Source organism: Actinosynnema sp. NPDC053489 (assembly GCF_044544865.1).
In the GTDB taxonomy this organism is placed as follows: Bacteria; Actinomycetota; Actinomycetes; order Mycobacteriales; family Pseudonocardiaceae; genus Actinosynnema.
The window spans coordinates 12,741-35,511 of record NZ_JBITXT010000027.1; the positions used below are offsets into that span (position 1 = coordinate 12,741).

20 protein-coding genes and 1 pseudogene are annotated in these 22,771 nt (G+C 73.1%); 13 read left to right on the top strand and 8 right to left on the bottom strand.

Annotated elements, in window-relative coordinates; all coding sequences use genetic code 11:
* Positions 1-296 precede the first annotated feature (296 nt).
* Entirely contained in the window at positions 297-2,147 is a 1,851-nt protein-coding gene (locus tag ACIGNX_RS34400; RefSeq protein WP_396545700.1) for an ABC transporter ATP-binding protein, read from the top strand.
* On the opposite strand, the gene ACIGNX_RS34405 is transcribed toward ACIGNX_RS34400, so the two are convergent.
* The 4 genes from ACIGNX_RS34405 to ACIGNX_RS34420 all read right to left on the bottom strand — a co-directional run bounded on the left by ACIGNX_RS34405 (position 2,144) and on the right by ACIGNX_RS34420 (position 7,601).
* Positions 2,144-3,715, bottom strand: a complete 1,572-nt coding sequence (locus ACIGNX_RS34405; protein ID WP_396545702.1) for a penicillin-binding transpeptidase domain-containing protein — start codon at positions 3,713-3,715, stop codon at positions 2,144-2,146. The genes ACIGNX_RS34400 and ACIGNX_RS34405 overlap by 4 nt on opposite strands.
* Positions 3,716-3,777: 62 nt before the next feature.
* Positions 3,778-4,518, bottom strand: coding sequence for an SIS domain-containing protein (locus tag ACIGNX_RS34410; RefSeq protein WP_396545704.1), 741 nt, complete (start codon positions 4,516-4,518; stop codon positions 3,778-3,780).
* A 453-nt stretch (positions 4,519-4,971) separates the two neighbouring features.
* Positions 4,972-7,104: a transglycosylase domain-containing protein gene (locus tag ACIGNX_RS34415; protein WP_396545706.1), complete on the bottom strand. Its 2,133-nt coding sequence runs from the start codon at positions 7,102-7,104 to the stop codon at positions 4,972-4,974.
* A 119-nt stretch (positions 7,105-7,223) separates the two neighbouring features.
* Positions 7,224-7,601 carry a hypothetical protein gene (locus tag ACIGNX_RS34420; RefSeq protein ID WP_396545708.1) on the bottom strand — a complete coding sequence of 126 codons (378 nt, stop codon included), beginning with the start codon at positions 7,599-7,601 and terminating at the stop codon, positions 7,224-7,226.
* A 276-nt stretch (positions 7,602-7,877) separates the two neighbouring features.
* On the opposite strand from ACIGNX_RS34420, the gene ACIGNX_RS34425 reads away from it, so the two are divergent.
* Positions 7,878-8,696 carry a lysozyme gene (locus tag ACIGNX_RS34425; RefSeq protein WP_396545710.1) on the top strand — a complete coding sequence of 273 codons (819 nt, stop codon included), beginning with the start codon at positions 7,878-7,880 and terminating at the stop codon, positions 8,694-8,696.
* Positions 8,697-8,718: 22 nt separating this feature from the next.
* Positions 8,719-9,342, top strand: coding sequence for a DivIVA domain-containing protein (locus ACIGNX_RS34430; RefSeq protein ID WP_396545712.1), 624 nt, complete (start codon positions 8,719-8,721; stop codon positions 9,340-9,342).
* Positions 9,343-9,348: 6 nt separating this feature from the next.
* Here the strand turns inward: ACIGNX_RS34430 and ACIGNX_RS34435 are convergent, their stop codons facing one another.
* From ACIGNX_RS34435 to ACIGNX_RS34445, 3 genes are read right to left on the bottom strand one after another with little or no spacing between them, the layout of a single operon-like run.
* Positions 9,349-9,909, bottom strand: a complete 561-nt coding sequence (locus ACIGNX_RS34435) for an NTP transferase domain-containing protein (RefSeq protein ID WP_396545714.1) — start codon at positions 9,907-9,909, stop codon at positions 9,349-9,351.
* 4 nt (positions 9,910-9,913) lie between these two features.
* Positions 9,914-10,099 carry a helix-turn-helix transcriptional regulator gene (locus ACIGNX_RS34440; RefSeq protein ID WP_396545716.1) on the bottom strand — a complete coding sequence of 62 codons (186 nt, stop codon included), beginning with the start codon at positions 10,097-10,099 and terminating at the stop codon, positions 9,914-9,916.
* A gap of 37 nt (positions 10,100-10,136) precedes the next feature.
* Entirely contained in the window at positions 10,137-10,964 is an 828-nt protein-coding gene (locus tag ACIGNX_RS34445) for an alpha/beta fold hydrolase (protein WP_396545718.1), read from the bottom strand.
* A 277-nt stretch (positions 10,965-11,241) separates the two neighbouring features.
* On the opposite strand from ACIGNX_RS34445, the gene shbA reads away from it, so the two are divergent.
* The 6 genes from shbA to ACIGNX_RS34475 all read left to right on the top strand — a co-directional run bounded on the left by shbA (position 11,242) and on the right by ACIGNX_RS34475 (position 18,484).
* Positions 11,242-11,940, top strand: coding sequence for an RNA polymerase sigma factor ShbA (gene shbA, locus ACIGNX_RS34450; protein ID WP_396545720.1), 699 nt, complete (start codon positions 11,242-11,244; stop codon positions 11,938-11,940).
* 23 nt (positions 11,941-11,963) lie between these two features.
* The gene (locus tag ACIGNX_RS34455; RefSeq protein ID WP_396545722.1) at positions 11,964-13,037 is read left to right on the top strand and encodes a carbohydrate kinase family protein; all 1,074 of its coding nucleotides are present in this window, start codon (positions 11,964-11,966) and stop codon (positions 13,035-13,037) included.
* Between the two features lie 385 nt (positions 13,038-13,422).
* Entirely contained in the window at positions 13,423-15,537 is a 2,115-nt protein-coding gene (locus tag ACIGNX_RS34460) for a transglycosylase domain-containing protein (RefSeq protein WP_396545724.1), read from the top strand.
* 430 nt (positions 15,538-15,967) lie between these two features.
* Complete coding sequence (locus tag ACIGNX_RS34465; protein WP_396545726.1) at positions 15,968-16,768, top strand: M23 family metallopeptidase; 801 nt, start codon at positions 15,968-15,970, stop codon at positions 16,766-16,768.
* Between the two features lie 172 nt (positions 16,769-16,940).
* On the top strand, positions 16,941-17,891 hold the full coding sequence (locus ACIGNX_RS34470; RefSeq protein ID WP_396545728.1) for an LLM class F420-dependent oxidoreductase: 951 nt from the start codon (positions 16,941-16,943) through the stop codon (positions 17,889-17,891).
* Positions 17,888-18,484, top strand: a complete 597-nt coding sequence (locus tag ACIGNX_RS34475) for a TetR/AcrR family transcriptional regulator (protein ID WP_396545730.1) — start codon at positions 17,888-17,890, stop codon at positions 18,482-18,484. Before ACIGNX_RS34470 ends, ACIGNX_RS34475 begins: the two co-directional genes overlap by 4 nt.
* 11 nt (positions 18,485-18,495) lie before the next feature.
* Here ACIGNX_RS34475 and ACIGNX_RS34480 read toward each other — a convergent pair whose 3' ends face one another.
* Complete coding sequence (locus ACIGNX_RS34480; protein WP_396545732.1) at positions 18,496-18,960, bottom strand: peroxiredoxin; 465 nt, start codon at positions 18,958-18,960, stop codon at positions 18,496-18,498.
* 109 nt (positions 18,961-19,069) lie between these two features.
* Between ACIGNX_RS34480 and ACIGNX_RS34485 the strand changes: the two genes are divergently transcribed.
* The 4 genes and pseudogenes from ACIGNX_RS34485 to ACIGNX_RS34500 all read left to right on the top strand — a co-directional run.
* Positions 19,070-19,993 (top strand): LacI family DNA-binding transcriptional regulator, encoded by a 924-nt coding sequence (locus tag ACIGNX_RS34485; RefSeq protein WP_396545734.1) that lies wholly within the window; start codon positions 19,070-19,072, stop codon positions 19,991-19,993.
* 121 nt (positions 19,994-20,114) lie between these two features.
* On the top strand, positions 20,115-21,998 hold the full coding sequence (gene malQ / locus ACIGNX_RS34490; RefSeq protein WP_396545736.1) for a 4-alpha-glucanotransferase: 1,884 nt from the start codon (positions 20,115-20,117) through the stop codon (positions 21,996-21,998).
* A gap of 91 nt (positions 21,999-22,089) precedes the next feature.
* Positions 22,090-22,443 (top strand): hypothetical protein, encoded by a 354-nt coding sequence (locus ACIGNX_RS34495; RefSeq protein ID WP_396545738.1) that lies wholly within the window; start codon positions 22,090-22,092, stop codon positions 22,441-22,443.
* A 51-nt stretch (positions 22,444-22,494) separates the two neighbouring features.
* Positions 22,495-22,771, top strand: a pseudogene (locus tag ACIGNX_RS34500) (glycogen debranching enzyme); the annotation flags it as partial.

Consider the following 22,771-nt stretch of genomic DNA (forward strand, 5'->3'; position numbering starts at 1 on the left):
CACCCCGCCCCGACCGCTCACCCCGCCCACCACCCCCTGACCGCCCAGCCTTCCGCTCGGCCCTCCCTCTCGGCCTCCCGCTCTCAGCTCCACGCTCCGGACCTCCCGCTCGGGCTTCCCGCTCCGGGCCCTCGCTCGAGCCTCCGCTCCGGGCCTGCCGCTCCGGGTCTCCCGCTCCGGCCGACACCCGGCGGCCGGGTGCGCTCCGGTCCCGCCGACTCGCGCACCCTGCGTGACGGGGAACGCGGAGACCACCGTCGGCGTTACCGTCTGGCGTGGACGGTTCCTGGAGTTTGATGCGCAGCGCGATGCGGGCGTCCGACGCGCCCACGGCGGTGCGGCGGGGCACGTTTCGGCGGGTGCTGGGGTTCGCTCGACCGCACCGCGCGAAGCTGGCCGTGTTCCTGCTGCTCACGGTCGTGTCCGCGGTGCTCGCGGTCAGCACGCCGGTGCTCGCGGGGCGGGTGGTGGACGCCATCGTCGGTGGGCGGGACGTGTCCGTCGTCGTGTGGCTCGCCGTGGTGATCGCGGGCATCGCGGTGGTGGACGCGGGGCTCGGGCTGGTCGAGCGGTGGCAGTCGGCGCGCATCGGGGAAGGGCTGATCCACGACCTGCGTCGCGCCGTGTACGAGCACGTGCAGCGCATGCCCGTCGCCTTCTTCACCCGGACGCGCACCGGGGCCCTCGTCAGCCGGCTGAACAACGACGTGATCGGGGCGCAGCGGGCGTTCACGTCGACGCTCTCCGGCGTGGTCACGAACGTCATCCAGTTGGGGCTCTCGCTCGGCGTGATGTTCACCCTGTCGTGGCAGGTGACGGCACTCGCGCTGGTGCTGCTGCCGGTGTTCGTGATCCCCGCGCGGCGCATGGGCAGCCGGATGGCGGACCTGCAGCGCGAGGCGGCGACGCTGAACGCCGGCATGACCACGCAGATGACGGAGCGGTTCTCGGCACCCGGCGCGACGCTGGTGAAGCTGTTCGGGCATCCCGAGGCGGAGGCGGACGAGTTCGCCGAACGGGCCGCCCGGGTGCGCGACATCGGTGTCCGCACGGCGATGGCGACCCGCTGGTTCATGACCGGCCTGACCCTGGTCTCCGCGCTGGCGCAGGCCCTCGTCTACGGCCTCGGCGGCTACCTGGCGATCACCGGCCACCTCGCCGCGGGCACCGTCGTCTCGCTCGCCCTCCTCCTGACCCGCCTCTACACGCCGCTCACGGCCCTCGCCAACGCGCGCGTCGACGTCATGACCGCCCTCGTGTCGTTCGAACGCGTGTTCGAGGTGCTCGACCTCAAGCCGATGATCGCCGAACCCGAGCACCCGCGCCGCGTGCCGGACGGCCCGGTGTCCGTCGAGTTCGACGACGTCCGCTTCGCCTACCCCGCGGCCGACAAGGTCTCACTGGCCTCACTGGAATCAGTGGCCACGTTGGACACGCGCGGCGGGGAAGAGGTGTTGCACGGCATCAGCTTCCGCGCCGAAGCCGGTCAGCTCGTGGCGCTCGTCGGGTCGTCCGGCGCGGGAAAGTCAACCATCGCCTCCCTCGTGCCGCGCCTCTACGACGTCGACTCCGGCGCGGTCCGCTTGTCCGATGTGGACGTCCGGGAGCTGGCGTTCGACTCCCTGCGCGACACGGTCGGCGTCGTCACCCAGGACGGCCACCTCTTCCACGACACGATCCGCGCGAACCTGGGCTACCCGAGGCCGGACGCGACCGAGGACGAGCTGTGGGACGCGCTGCGCCGCGCCCGGCTCGACCACCTGGTCGAATCGCTGCCCGACGGCCTCGACACGGTCGTGGGCGAGCGCGGCTACCGGCTCTCCGGCGGCGAACGCCAGCGGCTCACCATCGCCCGCCTGCTCCTGGCCCGGCCGCGCGTGGTCATCCTCGACGAGGCGACCGCGCACCTGGACTCCGAGTCGGAGGCCGCCGTGCAGGTCGCGCTGACCGAGGCGTTGCGCGGCCGGACCGCGCTGGTGATCGCGCACCGGCTGTCCACGATCCGCGCCGCCGACCGGATCCTCGTCGTGGAGGGCGGGCGCGTGGTGGAGAACGGCACGCACGCCGAGCTACTGGCGGCCGAGGGCCGTTACGCCGAGCTGCACCGCACGCAGTTCAGCCAAACGCCCGTGGACGCCGCCGTCTAGAGCCCGCCGAGGAACGCGCCGGTGGCGGCCACCGCGACCTCGGACGACCCGCCGTTCACCACAAGCACCGAGAACGCCAGGTCGCCGCGGTAACCGATGAACCAGCCGTGCGACTGGCTCCCGTCACCGAACTGGGCGGTTCCGGTCTTGCCGCGCACCCCTCCGTAACCGGCCAGCTCGCGGGCGGTGCCGCCGGTGACGACCTCGCCCATCATCGACCGCAGCGCACCGGCCACCCCGCCGGGCAGCGCCGCCGGCGCGTCGCCCTGCGTCGGGAACTCGCGGATCAGTCGCGGCACGAGCGTGCGGCCGTTGGCGACCGTCGCCGCGACCAGCGCCATGCCGAACGGCGACGCCTGCACCTGCCCCTGCCCGATGCCGGCCTCGACGCGCGCGGCCACGGAGTCGGCGGGCGGCACCTTGCCGGTGTTCGTCGTGATGCCCGCGACCGTGAAGTCCGACGTCAGCCCGAAGTACCCGGCGGCGTCGGGCAGCGCGGCCGGCGGCAGGTCCGCCGCGAGCCGGCTGAAGCTGGTGTTGCACGACGCGGCGAACGCCCGGTGCAGCGGCACCGTGCCCAGCTCGAACGAGTCGTCGTTGGTGATCTGCCGGGTGCCGATCGTCGCCTTGCCCGGGCACGGCACGGGCGTGTCGGCGGTCACCACCCCGCTGGTCAACGCGGCCGTCGCCGTGACCACCTTGAACGTCGACCCCGGCTCGTAGTGGCCGTAGAGCGCGAGCGGGTCGTCGCCGGCGGTCGCGTTCTGCGCCACGGCCAGCACCTCGCCGGTCGACGGCTGGACCGCCACCAGCATCGCCGCCCTCCCCGCGACCTGGTCGACCGCGGCCTGCGCGGCGGCCTGGATCCGCGGGTCGAGGGTGACCGTCAACGACTTCGCCCCCTGCGCCTCCTGCTCGCGCACCACGGTGACGACCGACCCGGCCTGGTCGACGACGGCGACCCGCCAGCCGGGCGTGCCGTTCAGCGCGCCGGCCGCCTGGCGCACCGAACCCATCACCACCGGGGCGAAGTCCGGCGGGACCGGCCGGCCCGTGCGGTCGACCAACGCGCCGTCGGCGGGCGTGGTCGCGTAGGCCAGGGCCTGGCCCTCGGCGAGCCGCGGGTGCAGCAGGGCCGGCGACCAGTGCACGCGCCACCGGTCGTCCACCAGGCGCAGCTCGACCTTCGTCACGTGCACCAGCGGCACGCCGCCGGGCAGCGTCCAGGTGACGTCCGCGTCGAGCGCCGTGCTCGTGGCGTCCTCACCGACCTGCGGCGACGGTCCGAGCCGCGCGGCGAACGACGCGCCGGGCATGCCCTGCCGGGTGCGGGCGAGCGCCGCGCCCGCCGCCTCTGCCGCGTCGGTGAGCGCCGCCGCCTGCGCCGCCTGCCCGGACGTCACCGCCGTGAAGAACTGCTGCGCGACGACCCCCGGTTTCGCCCGTTCCGGTCCCTTCTCGGCTTCCGGCCCGTCGTCCGGCCACAGCACCAGCACGCCCGCCACGATCACCGCGACCGCCGCGACGCCCCCGACCGCCAGCACCCGGCGCTTCGACTTCCGGTTCACGACATCCCCCTTCACCCCGGTCGGAGATTAACCCGAACGTGTGGAGGATTCGTGAATTCCGGTCAACCGAGCTGGGGGACCCGCGTCTGGTACTTGCGGAGCAGGTCGGCGTTGGCCTGGTCGCCGCCTTCGACGTTCGCGCTGCGCCACAGCGGCAGCGCCACCCCCGCCTCGGCGGCCTTGTCGAACAGGCGCACCATCAGCAGGTTCCACAGGAAGGTGGTCGCGATCGTGGACACGGCGGCGGTGACCGGGTTCGCGGGCGGGTAGGTCGCGTCGCCCGGCGGCACCAGGTTGTCCAGCACGACCGTGGCGTTCTCGGCGAGCGTCGTGCCCGCGCGGCGGGGGGCGAGCGCGCTGGCCGCGACCGACGTCACCGCGACGACCGGGCAGCCGGCGTCGGCGGCGAGCATCGCCAGCTCGACCGGGTAGGGGTTCACGCCCGAGGTGGAGAAGACGAACAGCACGTCGTGCGCGGCCAGGCCGGTCTCGCGCAGCACCTCGGCGGCCAGGCCGGAGCGGCGCTCGGCGGACGTGCTGCTGACCGCGCCGTGCATCGGCAGGAGTTCGGGGTGGTAGACGGGGCGGACGCAGGCCAGGCCGCCTGCGCGGTAGAACGTCTCGGCGACCGCGGCCAGCGAGTGGCCCGCGCCCGCGGTGAGCACCACGCCGTCCGCGCGGACGCTCGCCAGGACCAGCTCGGCCACGTCGTCCAGCGCCGCCGCGTTCTGCTGCTCCACCCTGGTCAGGTGGGTGCGCACGACGTCGCCGTAGTCGGTGTCGGTCACGGGCTCGGTCGTCATGCGGTCCTCCGGTGGTCTAAACCAAACGCTGTGGTGCCCAAGTCCTACCGGATCGTCCCACCGCCCGCCAGTACGTTGTCCTCCGAACATGGCCGGTGTTCGGAGGACGTCGTGGAGGTGGCCGAGCGTCACGAGGAGGTGCTCACCCGGCCGCGGGCGGCGAGCGGGTGTCCCTCGCGAGCCCGGCCGGGGGAGCGGGGCGTTCGCGAGCCCGGCCGGGGGCGGGGCGTTCGCGGGGCCGGCCGGGGGAGCACGCGTTCCGGGGCGGCGCGGTCCGGCGCGGTGAGGCTCGGCGGGGTGAGGCTCGGCGGGGTGGGCCTCGGCGCGGTAGGGCTCGGCGCGGTGGTGCTTGGCGGGGTGGTTCGGGGCTCGGCATAATCAACCGATGTACGAGAACAGTGTTTCCGTACATCTTCGCGTCATGATCACTCGATGGTGTGACGCGGGTGGTCGTCAGGGGCGGCGATAGCGGGGGTCGACCGGCGGCAGCGGCTTCTCCGGCAGGTTGGCGTGGGCCTTCATCATGAAGTCGAACCACGTGCGAGCGGGCAGGGTGCCGCCGTAGATGTCGCCCTCCGGGCACAGGCGGGGCGGGCCGGAGTTCACGCAGATCCCCTGCGGCGACGTGCTGTCGTTGAACACCTGCACGGCGCCGGCGTAGTCCGGGGTCGCGCCGATGAACGCCGCCGACTTGTACTCCTCCGTCGTCCCGGTCTTCCCCAGCGCCGGCCGCGTCCACCCGAACTGCTTGGCCGCCGCCGCGGCCGTACCGCGGTCCTTGTCGTCACCGCTCAACCCGACCACCAGGGCGTTCGCCAGCGGCTCCTCCACGGCCTGCTCGCACGGCGGCTCGGAGTACGCCACGTCGTTGCCGTTGCGGTCCTTGATGCCCACGATCGGCGTCGGCCGGCACCACGTGCCGCCCGACATGAGCGTCGCCGCGACGTTCGACAGCTCCAGCGTGCTCGTCGGCGCGGGACCCAGGGTGAACGACGCGTTGCCCGACTTCTTGTAGAAGTCCGCCTGCGTCACCCGCAGCTCCTTCTGCTTGGCCTTGAGGTTCGGCTGCACGCCCGAGATGTTCGTCGCCAGCGTGTCCCGCATCCCCAGCCGGTACGCCATGTCGACCACCGCGTCCAACCCGACCCGCTCCTCCAGGATCACGAACGCGGTGTTCGGCGAGGTCGCCAACGCCTCGGTCAACGTCATCCGGGGCGGGTAGCTGCCGTCGTGGTTGCGCAGGCAGTACCAGTACGTCGACGGCTCACCGGTGCCCGGGCAGCTCGGCGCGCCACCCCGGAACACCGAGGACACGTGCGAACCCGGCGACTCGATGACGCTGTCGATCCCCAGCCCGCCCTTCTCCAGGGCCGCCGCCGCCGTGAACACCTTGTACACCGACCCCGCGCCGAACTTGTTCTCCACCCCGCTGGGCAGGTCGAACTGCGTCTGGAACTGGTCCTGCTCGAGCCCGTAGTCCCGGTTGGCCACCAGCGCGACCACGTCGTGCCGGTCCTTGCCCGGCCGCACGACCGCCGCCGTGTTCGCGATGCCCGGCGTCGTCTTCGGCACCTGCGCGTCGGCCGCCTGCTTGGCCTGCTGCGTGAGCGTGCGGTCCAAAGTGGTCTGGATGGTGTAGCCGCCGACCTTCAGCTCGTTCAACGAGAAGCCGTTGCGGGTCAGGTGGTTCACCACGAACGAGCAGAAGAACCCGAAGTCGGTGCCCGACCCGACGCACCCGGTCGGCAGCGGCCGCACCGGTGCGGTCAGGCCCAGCGGCTCCCGCTTGTGCGCCTCGGCCTGCTCCCGCGACAGCTTCCCGTTCTCCACCATCAGGTCCAGGACGGTGTTGCGCCGCTCGATCGCCTTGTCCGGCCGGGACTCCGGGTCCAGGAACGTCGGGCTGTTGACCATGCCCGCCAGCAGCGCCGCCTGCGGCACGGTGAGCTTGTCCGGCGTGGTCTCGAAGTACGCCTGGGACGCCGCCGCGATGCCGTAGATCGTGCCGCCGAACGGCACCACGTCCAGGTACCGCGACAGGATCTCGTCCTTGGTCAGCCGGGTCTCCACCTGCATCGCGATGCGCGCCTCGCGCAGCTTGCGCGCCACGGTCTGCTCCTGCGCCTGCACCTGCCCGCCGACGTCCTCCCGCTCCAGCACGTGCACGAGGTGGTTCTTCACGTACTGCTGCGTGATCGTGGACGCGCCCTGCGAGACGCTGCCGTCGGACTGGTTGCGCAGCGCGGCCCGCAGCGTGGCCAGCCAGTCCACGCCCTTGTGCTCGAAGAACCGGCGGTCCTCGGTGGACACCAGCGCGTCCTTCATCACCTGCGCCACCTTGTCCGGCGGCGTCAGCACCCGGTACTGGTCGTAGAGGTAGGCGAACGGGACGCCGTCCTTGTCCGTGATCGTCGTCATCACCGGCGGCGTCGACTCCAGCATGCTGACCGTGGTGGCCGCGACCTGGTCGCTCATCCGGTTGGACACGAGGCCGACCCCGGCGACGACCGGGACCGCCATCCCGGCGAGCAGCAACCCGGCCACCAGGCACAGGCCCAGGAGTTTCGCTAGCGACGCGGTGCGCATGCCACCGGAGTTGCGCCCCCGGCGGCACCGGAAACACCGGCCACCCGCGGTTCACCGCAACGTACGGATAATCGACCCGGAACGTTTGGCCGGCTTTTTTCACCCGATCGTGGAAATGGTCACGCGGCGTCGGAACGGTTGAAAGCGGCACTGGCCAGATCGGCCGCGTGGCGCATCGCGGCGGCGTGCAGCGCGGTCAGCGACAGCGCGTCCGCCTGCGCGCCCGGGTCGCCCTCGCTGGACTCCAACCGCGACTCCGCGGTCACGTAGACGACGCACTCGGCGGCCACGCTCAACCGTCGCGCGAGGAAGGCCACCGCCCTCATCAGGCGTTCCGCCTCGGCCTCGGTGATCGGCACGACCCGCGGCGGGTCGGCGTCGACCTCCTCGTCGAGCTCGTGCCTGCTCGCGCGGCAGGCCAGCCCCCGGTCCCACAGGCCGGCGGCTTCGTGCAGTGACTCGATGAACGGCTCCCAGTCAACTCGTGTCGAGGTCATGGTTCTCACCTTCTGTGCGTCGTGCTCACCGGGTGAGTGCCCTCGGAGGTGAAAGTTCATGCCGGCATTTCGCCGGTGGCGGGGAAATGATCGTCACCCGGGCACGCCCACTGGTCACGCGCCGTACCGCGAATGGGTCTCATGTCATTCGATCAGGTGGAAACGACTTCTTCAGGTTGTCCGGGACCCGGTCGTGGTAGCCGTTCGACAGAAAGCCGAGGTCGCGGGCCGCCGGACGGGCGGGCTCCGCCGAAGCGGAGAAGGGGAGGAAGCACGATGCCGGCGCGATCCCGAAGGTGGCAGTCCCCCGTGACCGCGTCGGCGGTGGTCCTCGCCTGCCTCGCGGCCCTGCACGCACCGACCACGACGGCGCAACCGCGACCCGAAGACCTCACCGACCACGCCGCGGGCTCCCAGATCGCCAAGCACGAGGGCGCGCACGCGGTCGACGCGTCCGAACTCGTGCTCGACGGTCCCACCGTCCCGGGCATGGACGTCAGCAGCCACCAGGGCGTCGTCGACTGGTCGCACTGGTGGAACCAGGGCATGCGGTTCGCCTACGTCAAGGCCACGGAGGGCACCGGTTACGTCAACCCCGAGCACGGTCGGCAGTACGACGGTTCCCACCAGGTCGGCATGGTCCGCGGCGCGTACCACTTCGCGCTGCCCGACCGGTCCGACGGCGCCGCGCAGGCCGACTACTTCGTCGACCACGGCGGCGGGTGGACCGCCGACGGCCGCACGCTGCCCGGCGCGCTGGACGTCGAGTACAACCCGTACGGCGACGACGACTGCTACGGGCTCACCCCCGAGGCCATGGTGGCGTGGGTGCGCCAGTTCAGCGAGACCTACCGGGCCCGCACCGGCCGCTTCCCGATGATCTACACGTCCACCTCGTGGTGGGACCTGTGCACGGGCCGCCTCGGCGACTTCAGCACCACCAACCCGGTGTGGGTGGCGCGGTACGCCGAGAGCGTCGGCACGTTGCCGCACCGCTGGGCGGCGCAGGCGATCTGGCAGCACACGTCGACCCCGATCGACCAGAACCTGTTCAACGGCACCATGGACGACCTCGTGGCGCTGGCCCGGGGCTGAGTCGTCCGGAACGGCGGCAGCCATGCACATCGACAAGTCCCGCGGCAGGTCCTTCCCCGTGCGGTGGCGCGGTTACGACCGGCGGGAGGTGGACGCCGAGCTGGTCCGCGCGCGGCTGGAGGCCGACCGGCTTCGCGAGGAGCTGGAGGTGCTCCGCACGGACCGGGACGCCGCGGTGGCCACCGCCGACGACCTCATGCGGGAGCTGGAGGACGCCCGCAGCGAGCTGGCCGAGTACCGCGTGCTGCACGCCGGCTACTCCAAGGACAACGCCGTCTCCGGCTGCATCCGCTACCTGATGCACGTGGCCAGGCAGAAGGCCGACGCCTTCGAGACCGACGCGCGGGAGCGCAGCGAGCAGATGCTCAAGCGGGCCGAGGAGGTGGCGCGGCAGCAGGCCGTGCTGCTGGACGAGACCGAGCAGGAGACGCAGCGGCGGCTCGCCGAGGCCGAGCAGCGGGCCCGGGAGATCGTGCAGCAGGCGACGGCGGAGGCGAGCGCCCTGCTGGCGGGCCAGGTGGACGGGCGGGACCGGTGGACCGCGGACACCGCGCCGCCGTCGCTGGACGTGCCGCTGCCGCGGATCATCTCCGGTCCGCTGCCGGTCGTGCAGCCCGACGCGGAGGAGCGACCCACGTCGGCCTGACGCGCCTCACGGGGGCAGGTCCCCGGGGTGGTCCACGTCGTCGCCGACCGCCACGTCGTCGCACGGCACGTCGAGCGCGCCGTGCGCGCGGAGGTAGTCGCGCGCGCCGGCGTCACCCACCGCCGACGCGGCCACGCCGGCCCAGTGCCCGACGCCGATCAGCACGGGGTGGCCGGGCGCGCCGCCGTACGAGGCGCGCGCCAGCGCCGTCGGCGAGGCGAGCGCGCGCAGCCGTTCGACCGCCGCGGCCGTGACACCGGGCGTGTCCACCGGCAGCACGACGACCGCGTGCACGTCGGTCAGCGCGTCGAGGCCCGCGCGCAGCGACGACCCCATGCCGGTCGCCCAGTCGGGGTTGTCGACCACGACGCAGCCGTCCAGCACCGCCCGCGCGCGCACCGAGGACGCCGAAGCGCCCAGGACCACGACGACCGGCGCGCACCCGCCCTCGCGCAGCACCGCCGCGGCCCGGTCGACCCACAGCACCCCGCCGCGCGACACCAGCGCCTTGGGCCCGCCGAACCGCCGCCCGGCGCCCGCGGCGAGCAGCAACCCCGCGATCCGCACGGGGTCACACTAGGGCGCGGTGCCCCTTCAGCCCCGCCCGGTTGGCCACCGCCAGCTTGCGGTAGACCCTGGTCAGGTGCTGCTCCACCGTGCTCACGGTGATGTGCAGCCGCGTCGCGATCGCCCGGTTGCTGTGGCCACACGCGGCGAGGGCCGCGACCCTGCGCTCCGAGTAGGTCAACTCCGTCATACGTGAGAACACGTGCGGCACGGCGGCAGCGGTTCAATCAGGGCGCGAGATGCTCCAGGAGGAGGGCCGTGAGCACCTCCGGCACCTCCTCGGGCACCCAGTGCGAGACGTCCTCCAGCATCTCGAACCGGTACGGGCCGGTGACCCAGTCCCCCGTGGCCAGCGCCGCCGTCGAGCCGAACGCCACGTCCTCCGTGCTCCAGACGTACAGGGTCGGCACGGACACCTTCCCGGCCCGGCCGCCCGGCCGACCGGCCCGGTACCAGTTCAGCGCCGCGGTCAGCGCGCCCGGCTCCGACAGCCGCCGCACGTACTCGTCCACGCGGCTCGACGGCACCCGCCACTCGAACATCCGCCGCAACGCCGCGCCGTCGTCGTCCAGCATCCGCTTCTCGGTGCCGCTGTTGCGCCACTCGGTCATGTAGCCGGACCGCAGGTGCTGGTCCTCGTCGGTGCGCAGCGCCTCGGCGAACGCGCCGGGGTGCGGCGTGGAGACCACGGCCAGCCGGCGCAGCCGCTCGGGGTGCTCGGCCGCGGTCCACCAGGCCACCGCGCCGCCCCAGTCGTGGCCGACCAGGTCGAACCGCGTCCAGCCGAACGAGTCCGCCACCGCCAGCACGTCGCCGACCAGCGCCTCGACGCCGTACTCGGCGGGGCGCTCCGGCCGCACGCCGGGGGAGTAGCCGCGCTGGTCGAACGCCACCGCCCGGTACCCCTCCCGACCGAGCACCGCGACCTGGTGCTCCCACTCGACGGCGGCCTCGGGGAAGCCGTGCAGCAGCAACACCGGCCTGCCGTCCTCGGGCCCCGCCGCGATCGCGTCGAAGTCGCCCTCGTCGGTGCGCACGCTCAGCTGTTCGACCACGGTGCCGTCCCGTCCCCTCGCTCGACCGTCTGCCGGGGGCATTCTCGCCCGTCGCCCCCTGGGCCGTCCGGGTGGTCCGCCGAGGGGTCCCGTGACGCGGCGCGCGGTCTCGGTTGGGCCGAACGGCTCATCCGCCGTCACCGTGGAGTGCTGCCCCGACCACGCTCCGTCGGATCGTGGTCGGCTTTGGCTCGTCCGGTATCAGGAGCGGCCCTGCGCGCTCCTCATCAGTGAGCCGGGGTGGGCCGGAGTCTGACGAGCGTGAGGAGGTCGCCGGATGGTGCAGCACGCATCCGTGCGAGCCGACGTCGAGGTGGGGGTCGGCGCGGTCCGCGACGACGCCGGCGGGTCCGGTCGTCCCGAGGTGAGGTTGGTCGTGGGTGAGGCGTCGCGCGGGGTGAGCGCCCGGTGGCTGGCCGAGGCCGAGCTGTCCGACCTGGTCGACCAGGCGCTGCTGGGCGAGCCGCGGGCGATCGGCCAGCTCCTGGGGCGCATCCAGCCGCTGGTGCTGCGCTACTGCCGGGCGCGGGTGGGGTCGAGGGAGCGCACGCTCGTCTCGGCCGAGGACATCGCCCAGGAGGTCTGCCTGGCCGTGGTGGCGGCGCTGGGCAGGTACCGGTACGAGCCGGGCTCGTTCCTGGCCTTCGTCTACGGCATCGCCGCGCACAAGGTCGCCGACGCCCGAAGACGCGCCGTGCGCAGCCGCGCCGAGGTGGTGCCCGAGCTGCCGGACACGCCGACCCTGGAGGACGGGCCGGAGCAGCGGGCCGTGACCGGCGAGATGATCGGCCACGTCACCGAGCTGCTGCGCAGGCTGCCCGAGCGGCAGCGCGAGATCCTGGTGCTGCGGGTCGCCGTGGGGTTGTCGGCGGAGGAGACGGCGGCCGCCGTCGGCTCGACCGCGGGCGCGGTGCGCGTGGCGCAGCACCGTGCGCTGACCCGAATGCGCGAGATGGTCGCCGCTGCCGAGGGCTGATCCGGCCTGGCATCGTGGTGACCATGGCCGCCACGCCCCCGCCCGTGCCCCCGCCCGTGCCGCCGGCCGCGCCGGATACCGGGTTCGACGTGCTGCTCTCCGGGACCGTGTTCCTGGACATCATCTTCACCGGCCTGCCCCGGCCGCCCGCGCCGGGCACCGAGGTGTGGGCCGAGGGGCTGGGCTCGTGCCCGGGCGGCATCGCGAACCTCGCCGTGGCGCTGAGCAGGCTGCAGCTGCGGACCGCGCTGTCGGCCGCGTTCGGGGAGGACGCCTACGGCGACTTCTGCTGGGAGGTGCTGTCCGAGCAGGAGGGCGTCGACCTCACCTACTGCCGCCGGTACTACGGCTGGCACTCGCCGGTGACGGTGTCCATGGCGATGGACCACGACCGGTCGATGGTCACCCACGGGCACCGGCCGCCCGTGTCGGCCGACGAGATCCTCGACCCGCCGCCGCCCACGCGGGCGTGCTTCGTGCACGTGGGCGCCGAGGACGAGCGGTGGGTGGCGCAGGCCAAGGAGCGGGGCGCGCTGCTGTTCGCCGACATCGGCTGGGACCGGGACGAGCTGTGGGCGCCCGAGCTGCTGCGCCGGCTGGAGCAGTACGACGTGTTCCTGCCCAACCACGCCGAGGCCCAGCGGTACACGCGCTCGGACACCCCCGAGCGCGCCGCGGTGGCGTTGGCCGAGCACGTGCCCGTGGTGGTGGTGACGCGCGGCGGTGGCGGCGCGGTGGCGGTCGACTCCTCGACCGGCGAGATGGTGGACGTGCCGGGGCTCAACGTCGCGCCGCTGGACTCGACCGGCGCGGGTGACGTGTTCGGCGCGGGGTTCGTGCTGGGCACGCTGTCGGGGTGGCCGCTGGCGGACCGGGTGCGGTTCGCGAACCTGTGCGCGGCGCTGTCGGTGCAGCACTTCGGCGGGTCGCTGTCGGCTCCGGGGTGGGTGGACATCGCCACGTGGTGGCGCACCGTGTCGCGGCGGTCCGACGGTGACCTCGCGGGGTACCGGTTCCTGGAGGACGTCCTGCCGGACCACACGGGGGTCGAGGTGCGGCGGGCCAGCGCGACCATACGGCTGCGCGCCTCGGGCTGAGCCGGCGCGAGCCGAGCTGCCCCCGAGCCGGCGGGCACCGGCCGGCGGGCACAGGCCGGCGGGCACAGGCCGGGCAGGCGTGCCGGCCGCCCGGCGGGATCACTCGAACGTGATCTTGCCGCGGGCGAACACGTGTTCGATCATTGATCCCGTCGCGGGCCGGCCGGCCGGACCGTGAGGCTGATCACCCCCAGGTGCCTGGCGCGCTCCGCCGTCCGGCGGAGTGGGGTTTGACCACGGGCTCGGGTGGGCAGGAGTAACTTCGACGACCGTCGTCGAAGATCGCGCCGAGAAACTTCCGCTCCGCGCGGAGCAACCCGCGGTGGTCTTCGTGCGACTTAGTCAGTGGGGGTTCCCGCGGGTTTGTGGAAGGGGTTGCTGGTCGGTGTTCGCCGCGCGCGCGACAGGTCTGGTCAAGTTGGTGGGGTTGTGCCTGATGGCGGGCGTGCTCGTCGCGGCGGTGCTGTTCCCGGTCGTCGGCGGGCTCGGGCTGGCCTCCAACCGCGCCGCGGACACGGTGGACCAGACCTCGGGTGAGCTGACCAAGGCCGAGCTGCCCCTGGTGACGACGGTGCTGGACATGAACGGCCAGCCGATCGCGTACCTCTACGACCAGTACCGGATCCCGGTGCCGTCCGAGGGCATCGCCGACACCATGAAGGCCGCGATCATCGCGATCGAGGACAAGCGGTTCTTCGAGCACAAGGGCGTCGACTGGCAGGGCATCGCCCGCGCGGCGGCCAAGGCGGGCGTGGACGGCGGCGCGAGCCAGGGCGCGTCGACGCTGACCCAGCAGTACGTGAAGAACTACCTCGCCTTCGTCGTCGGCAAGGGCTCGGAGGAGGCGTACGAGAAGGCGACCGAGGTGACGCTGGGCCGCAAGATCAGCGAGGCCCGCATCGCCACCCAGCTCGAGCAGAAGATGAGCAAGGACGAGATCCTCACCGCCTACCTCAACGTCGTCCCGTTCGGCAACGGCGCGTTCGGCGTCGGCGCGGCGGCCCGCACCTACTTCGACACCACCCCGGACAAGCTGACCGTGCCGCAGGCCGCGATGCTGGCCGGCCTGGTCAACGAGCCGAGCAGGCTCAACCCCGGCTCCGACGTGGACGCGGCGATCAAGCGCCGCAACACCGTGATCGAGCGGATGCGCGACAACGGCGCGTTCGGGCCGGACGCGAAGGTCGCCGAGGAGAAGGCCGCCGAGTACAAGGCCGCCGACATCGGCGTCGTGCCGGACCTGAAGCTGCTGCCCAACGGCTGCGTCGGCGCGGGCGACGGCCCGGTCTACGGCTTCTTCTGCCGCTACCTGGTCGACTACCTGGAGAAGGCGGGCCTGCCGACCGAGGAGCTGCTGCGCGGCGGGTACACGATCACCACCACTATGGACCCGGTCGCGACCCGCGCGGCCAAGGACGCCGCCATGGCGCAGGTGCCCAAGACCCAGCCGGGCGTCGCGAACGCGATGGCCGTGGTCGAGCCGGGCACCGACAAGCACCGCGTGCGCGCGCTGGCCGCCAACCGCGACTTCGGCAACAACGCCGACGCCGGGCAGAGCGCCTACTCCATCCCCGCCGAGGTGACCAAGTTCGGCGCGGGCTCGATCTACAAGGTGTTCACCGCGGCGGCGGCGCTGGAGCGCGGCGTCACGGGCATCGACAAGCAGATCGACGTGCCGAAGACCTACACCTCGAAGGTCTACAAGGACGGCAACAAGCCGTACACGGTCAAGAACGCGGCCGACTACAAGGAGAAGATGACGCTGACCGAGGCGATGGCCCAGTCGCCCAACACGGCGTTCATCATCCTGGAGGAGAAGACCGGGCTGAACAACGTGGTCGACATGGCCTCCCGGCTCGGGCTGCGCGAGTCGATGCAGGGCGTCGACTGGAAGGGCGACCCGCTCAAGACCGACGGCTCCAACGGCCCGTCGCAGGGCGAGGTCTACAAGCGGGACAACAGCGGTTCGTTCACCCTCGGCGCGGGGCCGACCAGCGTGCTGGAGCTGTCCAACGTCGCCGCCACGATCGTCAGCGGCGGCAAGTGGTGCCCGCCGACGCCGGTGGAGAAGATCGTGGACCGCAACGGCAAGCCCGTGCAGCTGAAGGAAGCGGCGTGCGACCAGGCCGTCGCGCCCGAGGTGGCCAACGCGCTGGCGACCGCGATGAGCGCGGACGTGAAGCCGGGCGGCACGGCGGCGGCCGCGGCGTCGGGGTGGGACCGGCCGATGATCGGCAAGACCGGCACCACCGAGAACCACTGGTCGGTGGCGTTCCTGGGCGCCACGCCGCAGTTCGCCGGAGCGGTGATGACGTTCACCGATGGGGTGGCACCGCAGGTGATCTGCAGCGGCACGCCCCCGAGGCTGTGCGGCACCAACGACGCCGGCGGTGTTTACGGTGGTCAGGTGGCTGCGCCGACCTGGTTCAACGCCATGCGGGTGATCCACGACGGCAAGCCCCGGGCCGACCTGCCGCCCGTCGAGCCGCGGTTCCGCTAGCCGACTCCGGCACCGGTTCCGCAGGCCCGAAAGGCCCTCCTGACCAGGTGTTTTATAACGACCGAATAAGGAACTTACGAGTACACCAACACACTGAGTAGCGATCAGTGGGCTATCTCACCAAAAAGCACTAGTGCTTGCCGTTTGGGTTGCCACTTCTTGTTACATCGGGTTACGGTCCCGGCCGCATGTCACGGTTCGGTCACCTTAGGGACACGGCGGTCGCTCCCCGAAAGCGCCGCCAACCTGGATCCCCCGCCAGGTGTCCCGGTGACCGGGCCGTGCTCCCCGAATGCAGGAAGGCACTACCTTGGCACGGCACACGAAGGCCGACGGCCGACGCGCGTTCACCGCGCCCCGCACGCCGCTCGGCAACCGCTCCCATCGCGCGGAATGTGATCGCAAACCCGTCAGCGGCCGAGTCGCGGCCGTGGTCGTCGCGGCCGGCGCCCTCGCCACCGGCGTCGGCGCGACCGGCGGGTTCCCCGGCGGCGACACCCGGTTCCTGCCGACCGGCGCGAGCACCGACCTGGCCGCCGCGCTCGTCCACACCTCCGCACCAAGCTCGAACGAGGTCCGCACGGTGCACGCCGTCGAGCCCGCGTTCGAGGCCGCGAAGCTGATGCGCTCCGAGGGCCTGCTGGTCCGGCAGCACGTCGACCAGGCGATCCGGCACGCCTCCGAGGGCTACGCCGCGCGGCAGGCCGAGCTCAAGCGGCAGGCCGACGCCGCGGCCGCCGAGCAGGCCCGCGTCGACGCCGAGAACGCGCGCATCGCCGCCGAGCAGGCCCGGATCGCCGAGCAGAAGGCGGCCGAGGAGGCCGCCAAGGAGGCCGCCAGGCGCCCGACGGTCGCCAAGCCGGCCGAGGGGACGTTCACGTCGGGCTTCGGCGCCCGGTGGGGCACGACCCACTACGGCGCGGACATCGCCAACGCCATCGGCACCCCGATCCTGTCGGCGATGGACGGCGTCGTGGTCGAGGCGGGCCCGGCGTCCGGCTTCGGCCTCTGGGTGCGCGTGCAGCACAACGACGGCACGATCACCGTCTACGGCCACGTCAACGAGACGCTCGTGACGGCGGGCCAGCAGGTCCAGGCGGGCCAGCAGATCGCCACCATGGGCAACCGCGGCCAGTCCACCGGCCCCCACCTGCACTTCGAGGTGTGGATCAACGGCTCGCAGAAGATCGACCCGGTCGGCTGGCTGGGCGAGCGGGGCATCTCCCTCTGACCCCCGCGGCGGTTCCCCGCCCACCCCGCGCCACCGGCGCGTCCTCGGTCCTGCCCCACCGGGCTCCTCCCGGTGGGGCAGGACCACGTCCGGGGCCGGGTGGCCGTGCGGGCATACCGACTGGTCGGTACCTGCGGTACGGTGGCGGTCGTCCAGGATCAGGGAGGCCGTCGTGCGTCGTTGGGGAATCACGCTGCCGTTGACCGGGGTGCCGGTGCTCGACCACCGCTCCCTGGCGGCCGAGCTCGCCGACCTCGGCTACACCGACGTGTGGTCGGCCGAGACCGCGGGCACCGACGCGTTCACCCCGCTGGCGCTGGCCGCCCAGTGGTCGGACCGGGTCCGGCTCGGCACCGCCATCACCCCCGTCTACACGCGCGGCCCGGCGACGCTGGCCATGACGGCCGCCACGCTGGCCGAGGTGTCCGGTGGGCGGTTCGTGCTCGGCATCGGGTCGTCGTCGCCCGCGATCGTCGAGCGGTGGAACGGCGTGCCCTTCCACGAGCCGTTCAAGCGCACCCGCGACACGCTGCGGTTCCTCAAGGCCGCGCTGGCGGGCGAGAAGGTGTCCGAGGAGTACGAGACGTTCACCGTGCGCGGCTTCAAGCTGGAGCGCCCGCCCGCCCAGCGGGTGCCGGTCATGCTCGCCGCGCTGCGCCCGAGCATGCTGCGGCTGGCCGGCCGCGAGGCCGACGGGGCGATCACCAACTGGCTCGCCGCCGACGACGTGCCCAGGGTGCGCGCCGAGATGCCCGGTGGCGAGCTGGCCGCGCGGATCTTCGTGTGCCCGACCGAGGACGCCGCCGCGGCCCGCGCGCTGGGCCGCGTGCTGATCAGCACGTACCTCACCGTCCCCGCCTACGCGGCGTTCCACGACTGGCTCGGCCGCGGCGAGGCGCTGCGCCCGATGCGCGAGGCGTGGGCGTCCGGCGACCGGCGCGGCGCGGGCGCGCTCGTCCCGGACGAGGTGGTGGACGCGCTGGTCGTGCACGGCAGCGTGGACGAGTGCCGCGCGCACGTGGCGAAGTACGCGGCCAACGGCGTCGACACGCCCGTCATCGCCCTGCTGCCCACCGGCGCGGACCAGCTCGACCTGGCACGCGCGCTCGCCCCGGGCGCGTGACGGTGGCGCGGCGGGCCGGGTCGACGTCCGAGCGGATCGTGGGCGCGGCCGTCCGGTTGTTCGCCGCCAAGGGGTTCGACGCCACGACGGTGCAGGAGGTGGTCGAGGCCGCCTCCGTCACCAAGGGCGCGCTCTACCACTACTTCGGCTCCAAGGACGACCTGCTGTTCGAGATCTACCGGTCGCTGATCGGGCGGCAGATGGCCGACCTCGACGCGATCGTGGCGGCCGGGCTGGACGCGGCCACCACGGTCCGCCGCATCCTGGTCGGCCTGGTCGCGACGACCGCGCGCAGCGTGGACGAGACCGCCGTGTTCGTGCGCGAGATGCACCGGCTCGACGCCGGCCGGCTCGCCGGCTTCCGCTCCGAGCGGCGGCGCTACCACGAGACGTTCCGGTCGGTGGTCGAGCAGGCGCAGCGGACCGGCGAGTTCGCCTCCGCCGTGCCCGCCGACACGGTGGTGCTGATCGCGTTCGGCGTGGTGAACCAGCTCCCGACCTGGTACCGGCCCGACGGCCCGAAGTCGCCGGAGCGGCTCGGCGAGGAGATCGCCGACTTCGTCCTCGCCGCGCTCCGGCCGACACCGGGCTGACGGCCGGACCGTCAGGCCGACCGGCCCGCCCGCTCCCGCAGCACGGCCAGCGCCTTGTCGGCGTGGGCGTTCATGGCGAACTCGGACTTGATCACGTCGAGCACGGTCCGGTCGGTGTCGACGACGAACGTGTGCCGCTTCACGGGCAGCGGGCCGAACCGGCGCTTCACGCCGAACCGCGCGGCCACCTCGCCGTCGACGTCCGACAGCAGCGGGTAGTCGAAGTCGTTCAGGGTCGCGAACCGGTTCTGCCGCTCGACCGGGTCGCGGCTGATCCCCACCCGCTGCGCCCCGACCTCGGCGAACTCCGCCGCGAGGTCGCGGAAGTGGCAGCTCTCGGCGGTGCAGCCCGAGGTCATCGCGGCCGGGTAGAAGAACAGCACCGCGGGCCCGTCGGCGAGCAGCCCGGACAGCGAGCGGGGCGTGCCGTCCTGGTCGGGCAGGGTGAAGTCGGGTACCCGGTCGCCGGCCTTCATGGTGGTCCTCCCGCGCGGTGTCGATCACGTCGGGCGAAGTGCCGGCGACGAGGCAACCGTACGGTTCTCGCTAATCTCGTACCAGGCCGGGAGGTGTGAGTTGACGAGCATGTCCGACGTCGCGCGGGCCGCCGGGGTGTCCGCGGCGACGGTGTCGCGGGCGCTGCGCGGCGAGCCCGGCGTGTCCGAGGCGACCCGCCGGTACGTGACCGAGGTCGCCAAGCGCATGCGGTACGCCATCGCCCGGGACGCCTCCAGCCTGGCCGGCGGCCGGCGGTACGCGGTCGCGGTGCTCACCGCCGACGTCGGCCGGGGCGACCTGCTGGCGGGCGCGGAGGGCGCGTTGCGGCAGGCCGGGTACGACGTGCTGCTCTACGTGCTGCGCGACGCCGACGCGCGCGAGCGGTTCTTCGAGGAGCTGCCGCTGGCGCGGCGCGTGGACGGCGTGCTGGCGCTCGCGGTCGCCCTCACCGACGGCGAGCAGGCCGCGCTCGACGGGCTGGAGGTGCCCGTGGTCGCGGTGTGGGACGGCGACCTTCGGGAGGCGCTGCGGCTGGCCGTGGCCCACCTCACGGACCTGGCCCACCGGGACGTGGCGCTGGTCCTGGCCGGCGACATCGACGAGTCGTGCGACGAGGTGCTGGTCGCCGGGGGTCTGGAGGTCCGTCCGGAGTGGACGCTGTGGTCGTCCTCGACGGTGGCGGGCGGCGAGCAGGTGGTCGACGCGCTGCTCGACGGCGAGCGGCTGCCGACCGCGGTGATCAGCACGAGCGGCGAGGTGGCGCTGGGCGTGTTCCTGCGGCTGCGCCGCGACGGCCGCGAGGTGCCCGGCGACGTGTCGATCGTGAGCCTGGAGGGCACCGACCTGGCCCGGGCGGTGGGCATGACCGCCGTGGAGGGGGCCTGGCGGGAGCGCGGCGAGCACGCCGTGGACGTGCTGCTGGCCCGGCTGCGCGGCGAGGACGACGAGACCGCGCCGCCCTCGGTCCAGCTGGTCGTGCGCGGGTCGACGGGGCCGGCGGGGCGGTTCTGAGATCGGGGGTTTGAACCTCACCCGGCCGGGTTATTAACCCCAGGCGATTTCCTGCAACCTTCGGGTGACCGCACGTCACCAGCCTGGATTCTCATCGACGGGGAAGGCGAAGCTGTCCGACGTGGACGACGAGCTCGCGGCACTGGCCGAGGCCCACGGCGTGGCCACCCATTACGAAGACGCGAACCAACGCCGAGCGGACGTCGACCCCGACGTGGTCGTGGCCGTCCTGGCCCAGCTCGACGTGGACGCGTCGACGCCGGAGGCGGTGCGGCGCGCGCTCGCCGCGCCCAAGGCACCGCCGAGCACGGTCGTCCTGCGCGAGGGCGACGTGCTGGAGGAGCCCGGCACGGTCGAGCTGGAGGACGGCGGCCGGGTCGAGCTGCCCGCCGCGCTGCCGCTGGGCTACCACCGGCTCGGCTCCCGCACCGTGATCGTCGCGCCCCGCGCGCTGCCGCCCGTGCCCCGGTCGTGGGGCTGGATGCTCCAGCTGTACGCGATGCGCTCGGCCGGGTCGTGGGGCATGGGCGACTACGCCGACCTGGCCACGCTGGCCCGCCGCAGCGCCGAGGAGCTGGGCGCGGGCGTGCTGCTGGTCAACCCCGTGCAGGCGGTGAGCCCCACGCTGCCGGTGGAGCGCTCGCCGTACTCGCCGTCGAGCCGCCGCTTCGCCAACCCCCTCTACCTGCGGATCTCCGACATCCCGGCCTACCGGGACGTGGACGAGGCCACCCGCGCGGAGATCGACGCGCTGCGCCCGCCCGGCGACACCGAGCTGATCGACTACGACGCCGTGTGGACGGCCAAGGCCAAGGCGCTGGAGCTGCTCTGGCGGCACGTGGAGCACCGCGAGCCCGAGGGCGAGCTGCTGGGCTTCGCCCGGTTCTGCGCGCTGGCCGAGGCGCACGGCCCGGACTGGCGCGAGTGGCCGCCCGAGCAGCGCGACCCGGCCACCGCCACCGCCGACCCCGAGCGGGTGGCGTTCCACGCGTGGTTGCAGGAGCTGTGCGAGCAGCAGCTCGCCGCGGCGCGGGAGGCCGCGCGCGACGCGGGCATGCCGGTCGGCGTCGTGCACGACCTGCCGGTGGGCGTGCACCCGGGCGGCGCGGACACGTGGGCGGTGCGCGACGCGTTCGCCGCGGACGTCACGGTCGGCGCGCCGCCGGACGCGTTCAGCCGCCTGGGCCAGGACTGGGGCCTGCCGCCGTGGCGGCCGGACCGGCTCGCCGAGCAGGGCTACGAGCCGTTCCGGGCCGTGGTGCGCAGCGTGCTGCGGCACGCCGACGGCATCCGCATCGACCACGTGGCGGGCCTGTGGCGGCTGTGGTGGATCCCGCCGGGCGAGCCGCCCCAGCGCGGCACGTACGTGCACTACGACCCGGACGCGATGCTGGCGGTGCTGACGCTGGAGGCGCACCGGGCCGGCGCGGTCGTCATGGGCGAGGACCTGGGCACGGTCGAGCCGAAGGTGACCGAGGCGCTGCACGAGCACGGCATGCTCAGCTCGGCGGTGCTGTGGTTCCAGCGCGAGTATGACCTGCCCGACCACCCGCTGATCCCGCCGGAGAAGTGGACCACGTCGGCCATGGCGAGCATCTCCACCCACGACCTGCCCACGGTGGCCGGTTTCCTGGCCGCCGAGCACGTCCGGGTGCGGGCCGAACTCGGTCGGTTTGAAGGTCCGGTCGACGGGGAATACGAGGCAGCCGAGCGCGAGCGCGGCGAGTTGCTGGAACTGGTCCAGCAGGAAGGTGTGGCTGCCGATGACCCGGTCACCGCGTTCCACGCCGTGCTCGCGAAAGCCCGTTCGGTGCTCGTGCTGACCTCGCCCCAGGACGCGCTCGGCGAACTGCGCCAGCCCAACCTCCCGGGCACCACCGACGAGTACCCCAACTGGCGAATCCCGCTGCCCGTCGCGCTGGACGAGTTGTTCACCGACGAGGGCGTGCGGCGGGTGGCCGGCGTGCTCGCGGCGGGTCGTACCACCCGATCCGGTTCGCGATGAAGCGAAACGTGCACGTCACAGCGCGCGGCCCGGCCGCGGAGTATCGTCAACGAGTCACCCGCGCAGCGATGGTTGGAGGTGGCAGTCACCCGTGAACACCGACTTGGTGTCCCGCACCGGGCTCGTGCCCGAGCAGATGAACCCGCAGACGAACCCCAGGAGCACCGCCCCGGCGGACGCCCTGGAGACGACGGTCGAGAGGGTCCTGGTCGCGGTGCGGCCCTCGAACCTCGCCGACCCCCTGGCCGGCGCCCGGCACGCCGAGGAGTCCCTCCGGGACGCCCTGCGGCGCACCGACGCGGGCTCGGACGGCGCGCTGGCCCAGGCCGTCGCCTGCGCCGAGGCGGCCTGCGAGCACCTGCGCTACTTCGAGTTGCAGGAGGCGCGGCTGCTGCTGGTCGCCGCGCGCGGCCAGCTCGTCCGCTCGCACGCAGCAAGATCCTGACCCCACCACGGTAGGGGTCGAATCGTTCCCGCTCGTCCGGAGGAAAACCCTGTGCGGCCCTGGCCCGGTACTCCCTACCCGCTCGGTGCGACCTACGACGGCGTAGGCACCAACTTCACCCTTTTCTCGGAGGTCGCCGACTACGTCGAGCTGTGCCTGTTCGACGACGACGGGACCGAGACGCGCGTGCGGTTGCCGGAGGTGGACGGCTTCGTCCACCACGGCTACCTGCTCGGTGTCGGCCCGGGTCAGAAGTACGGTTACCGCGTGCACGGCCCGCACGACCCGGCGCGCGGCCTGCGGTGCAACCCCAACAAGCTGCTGATCG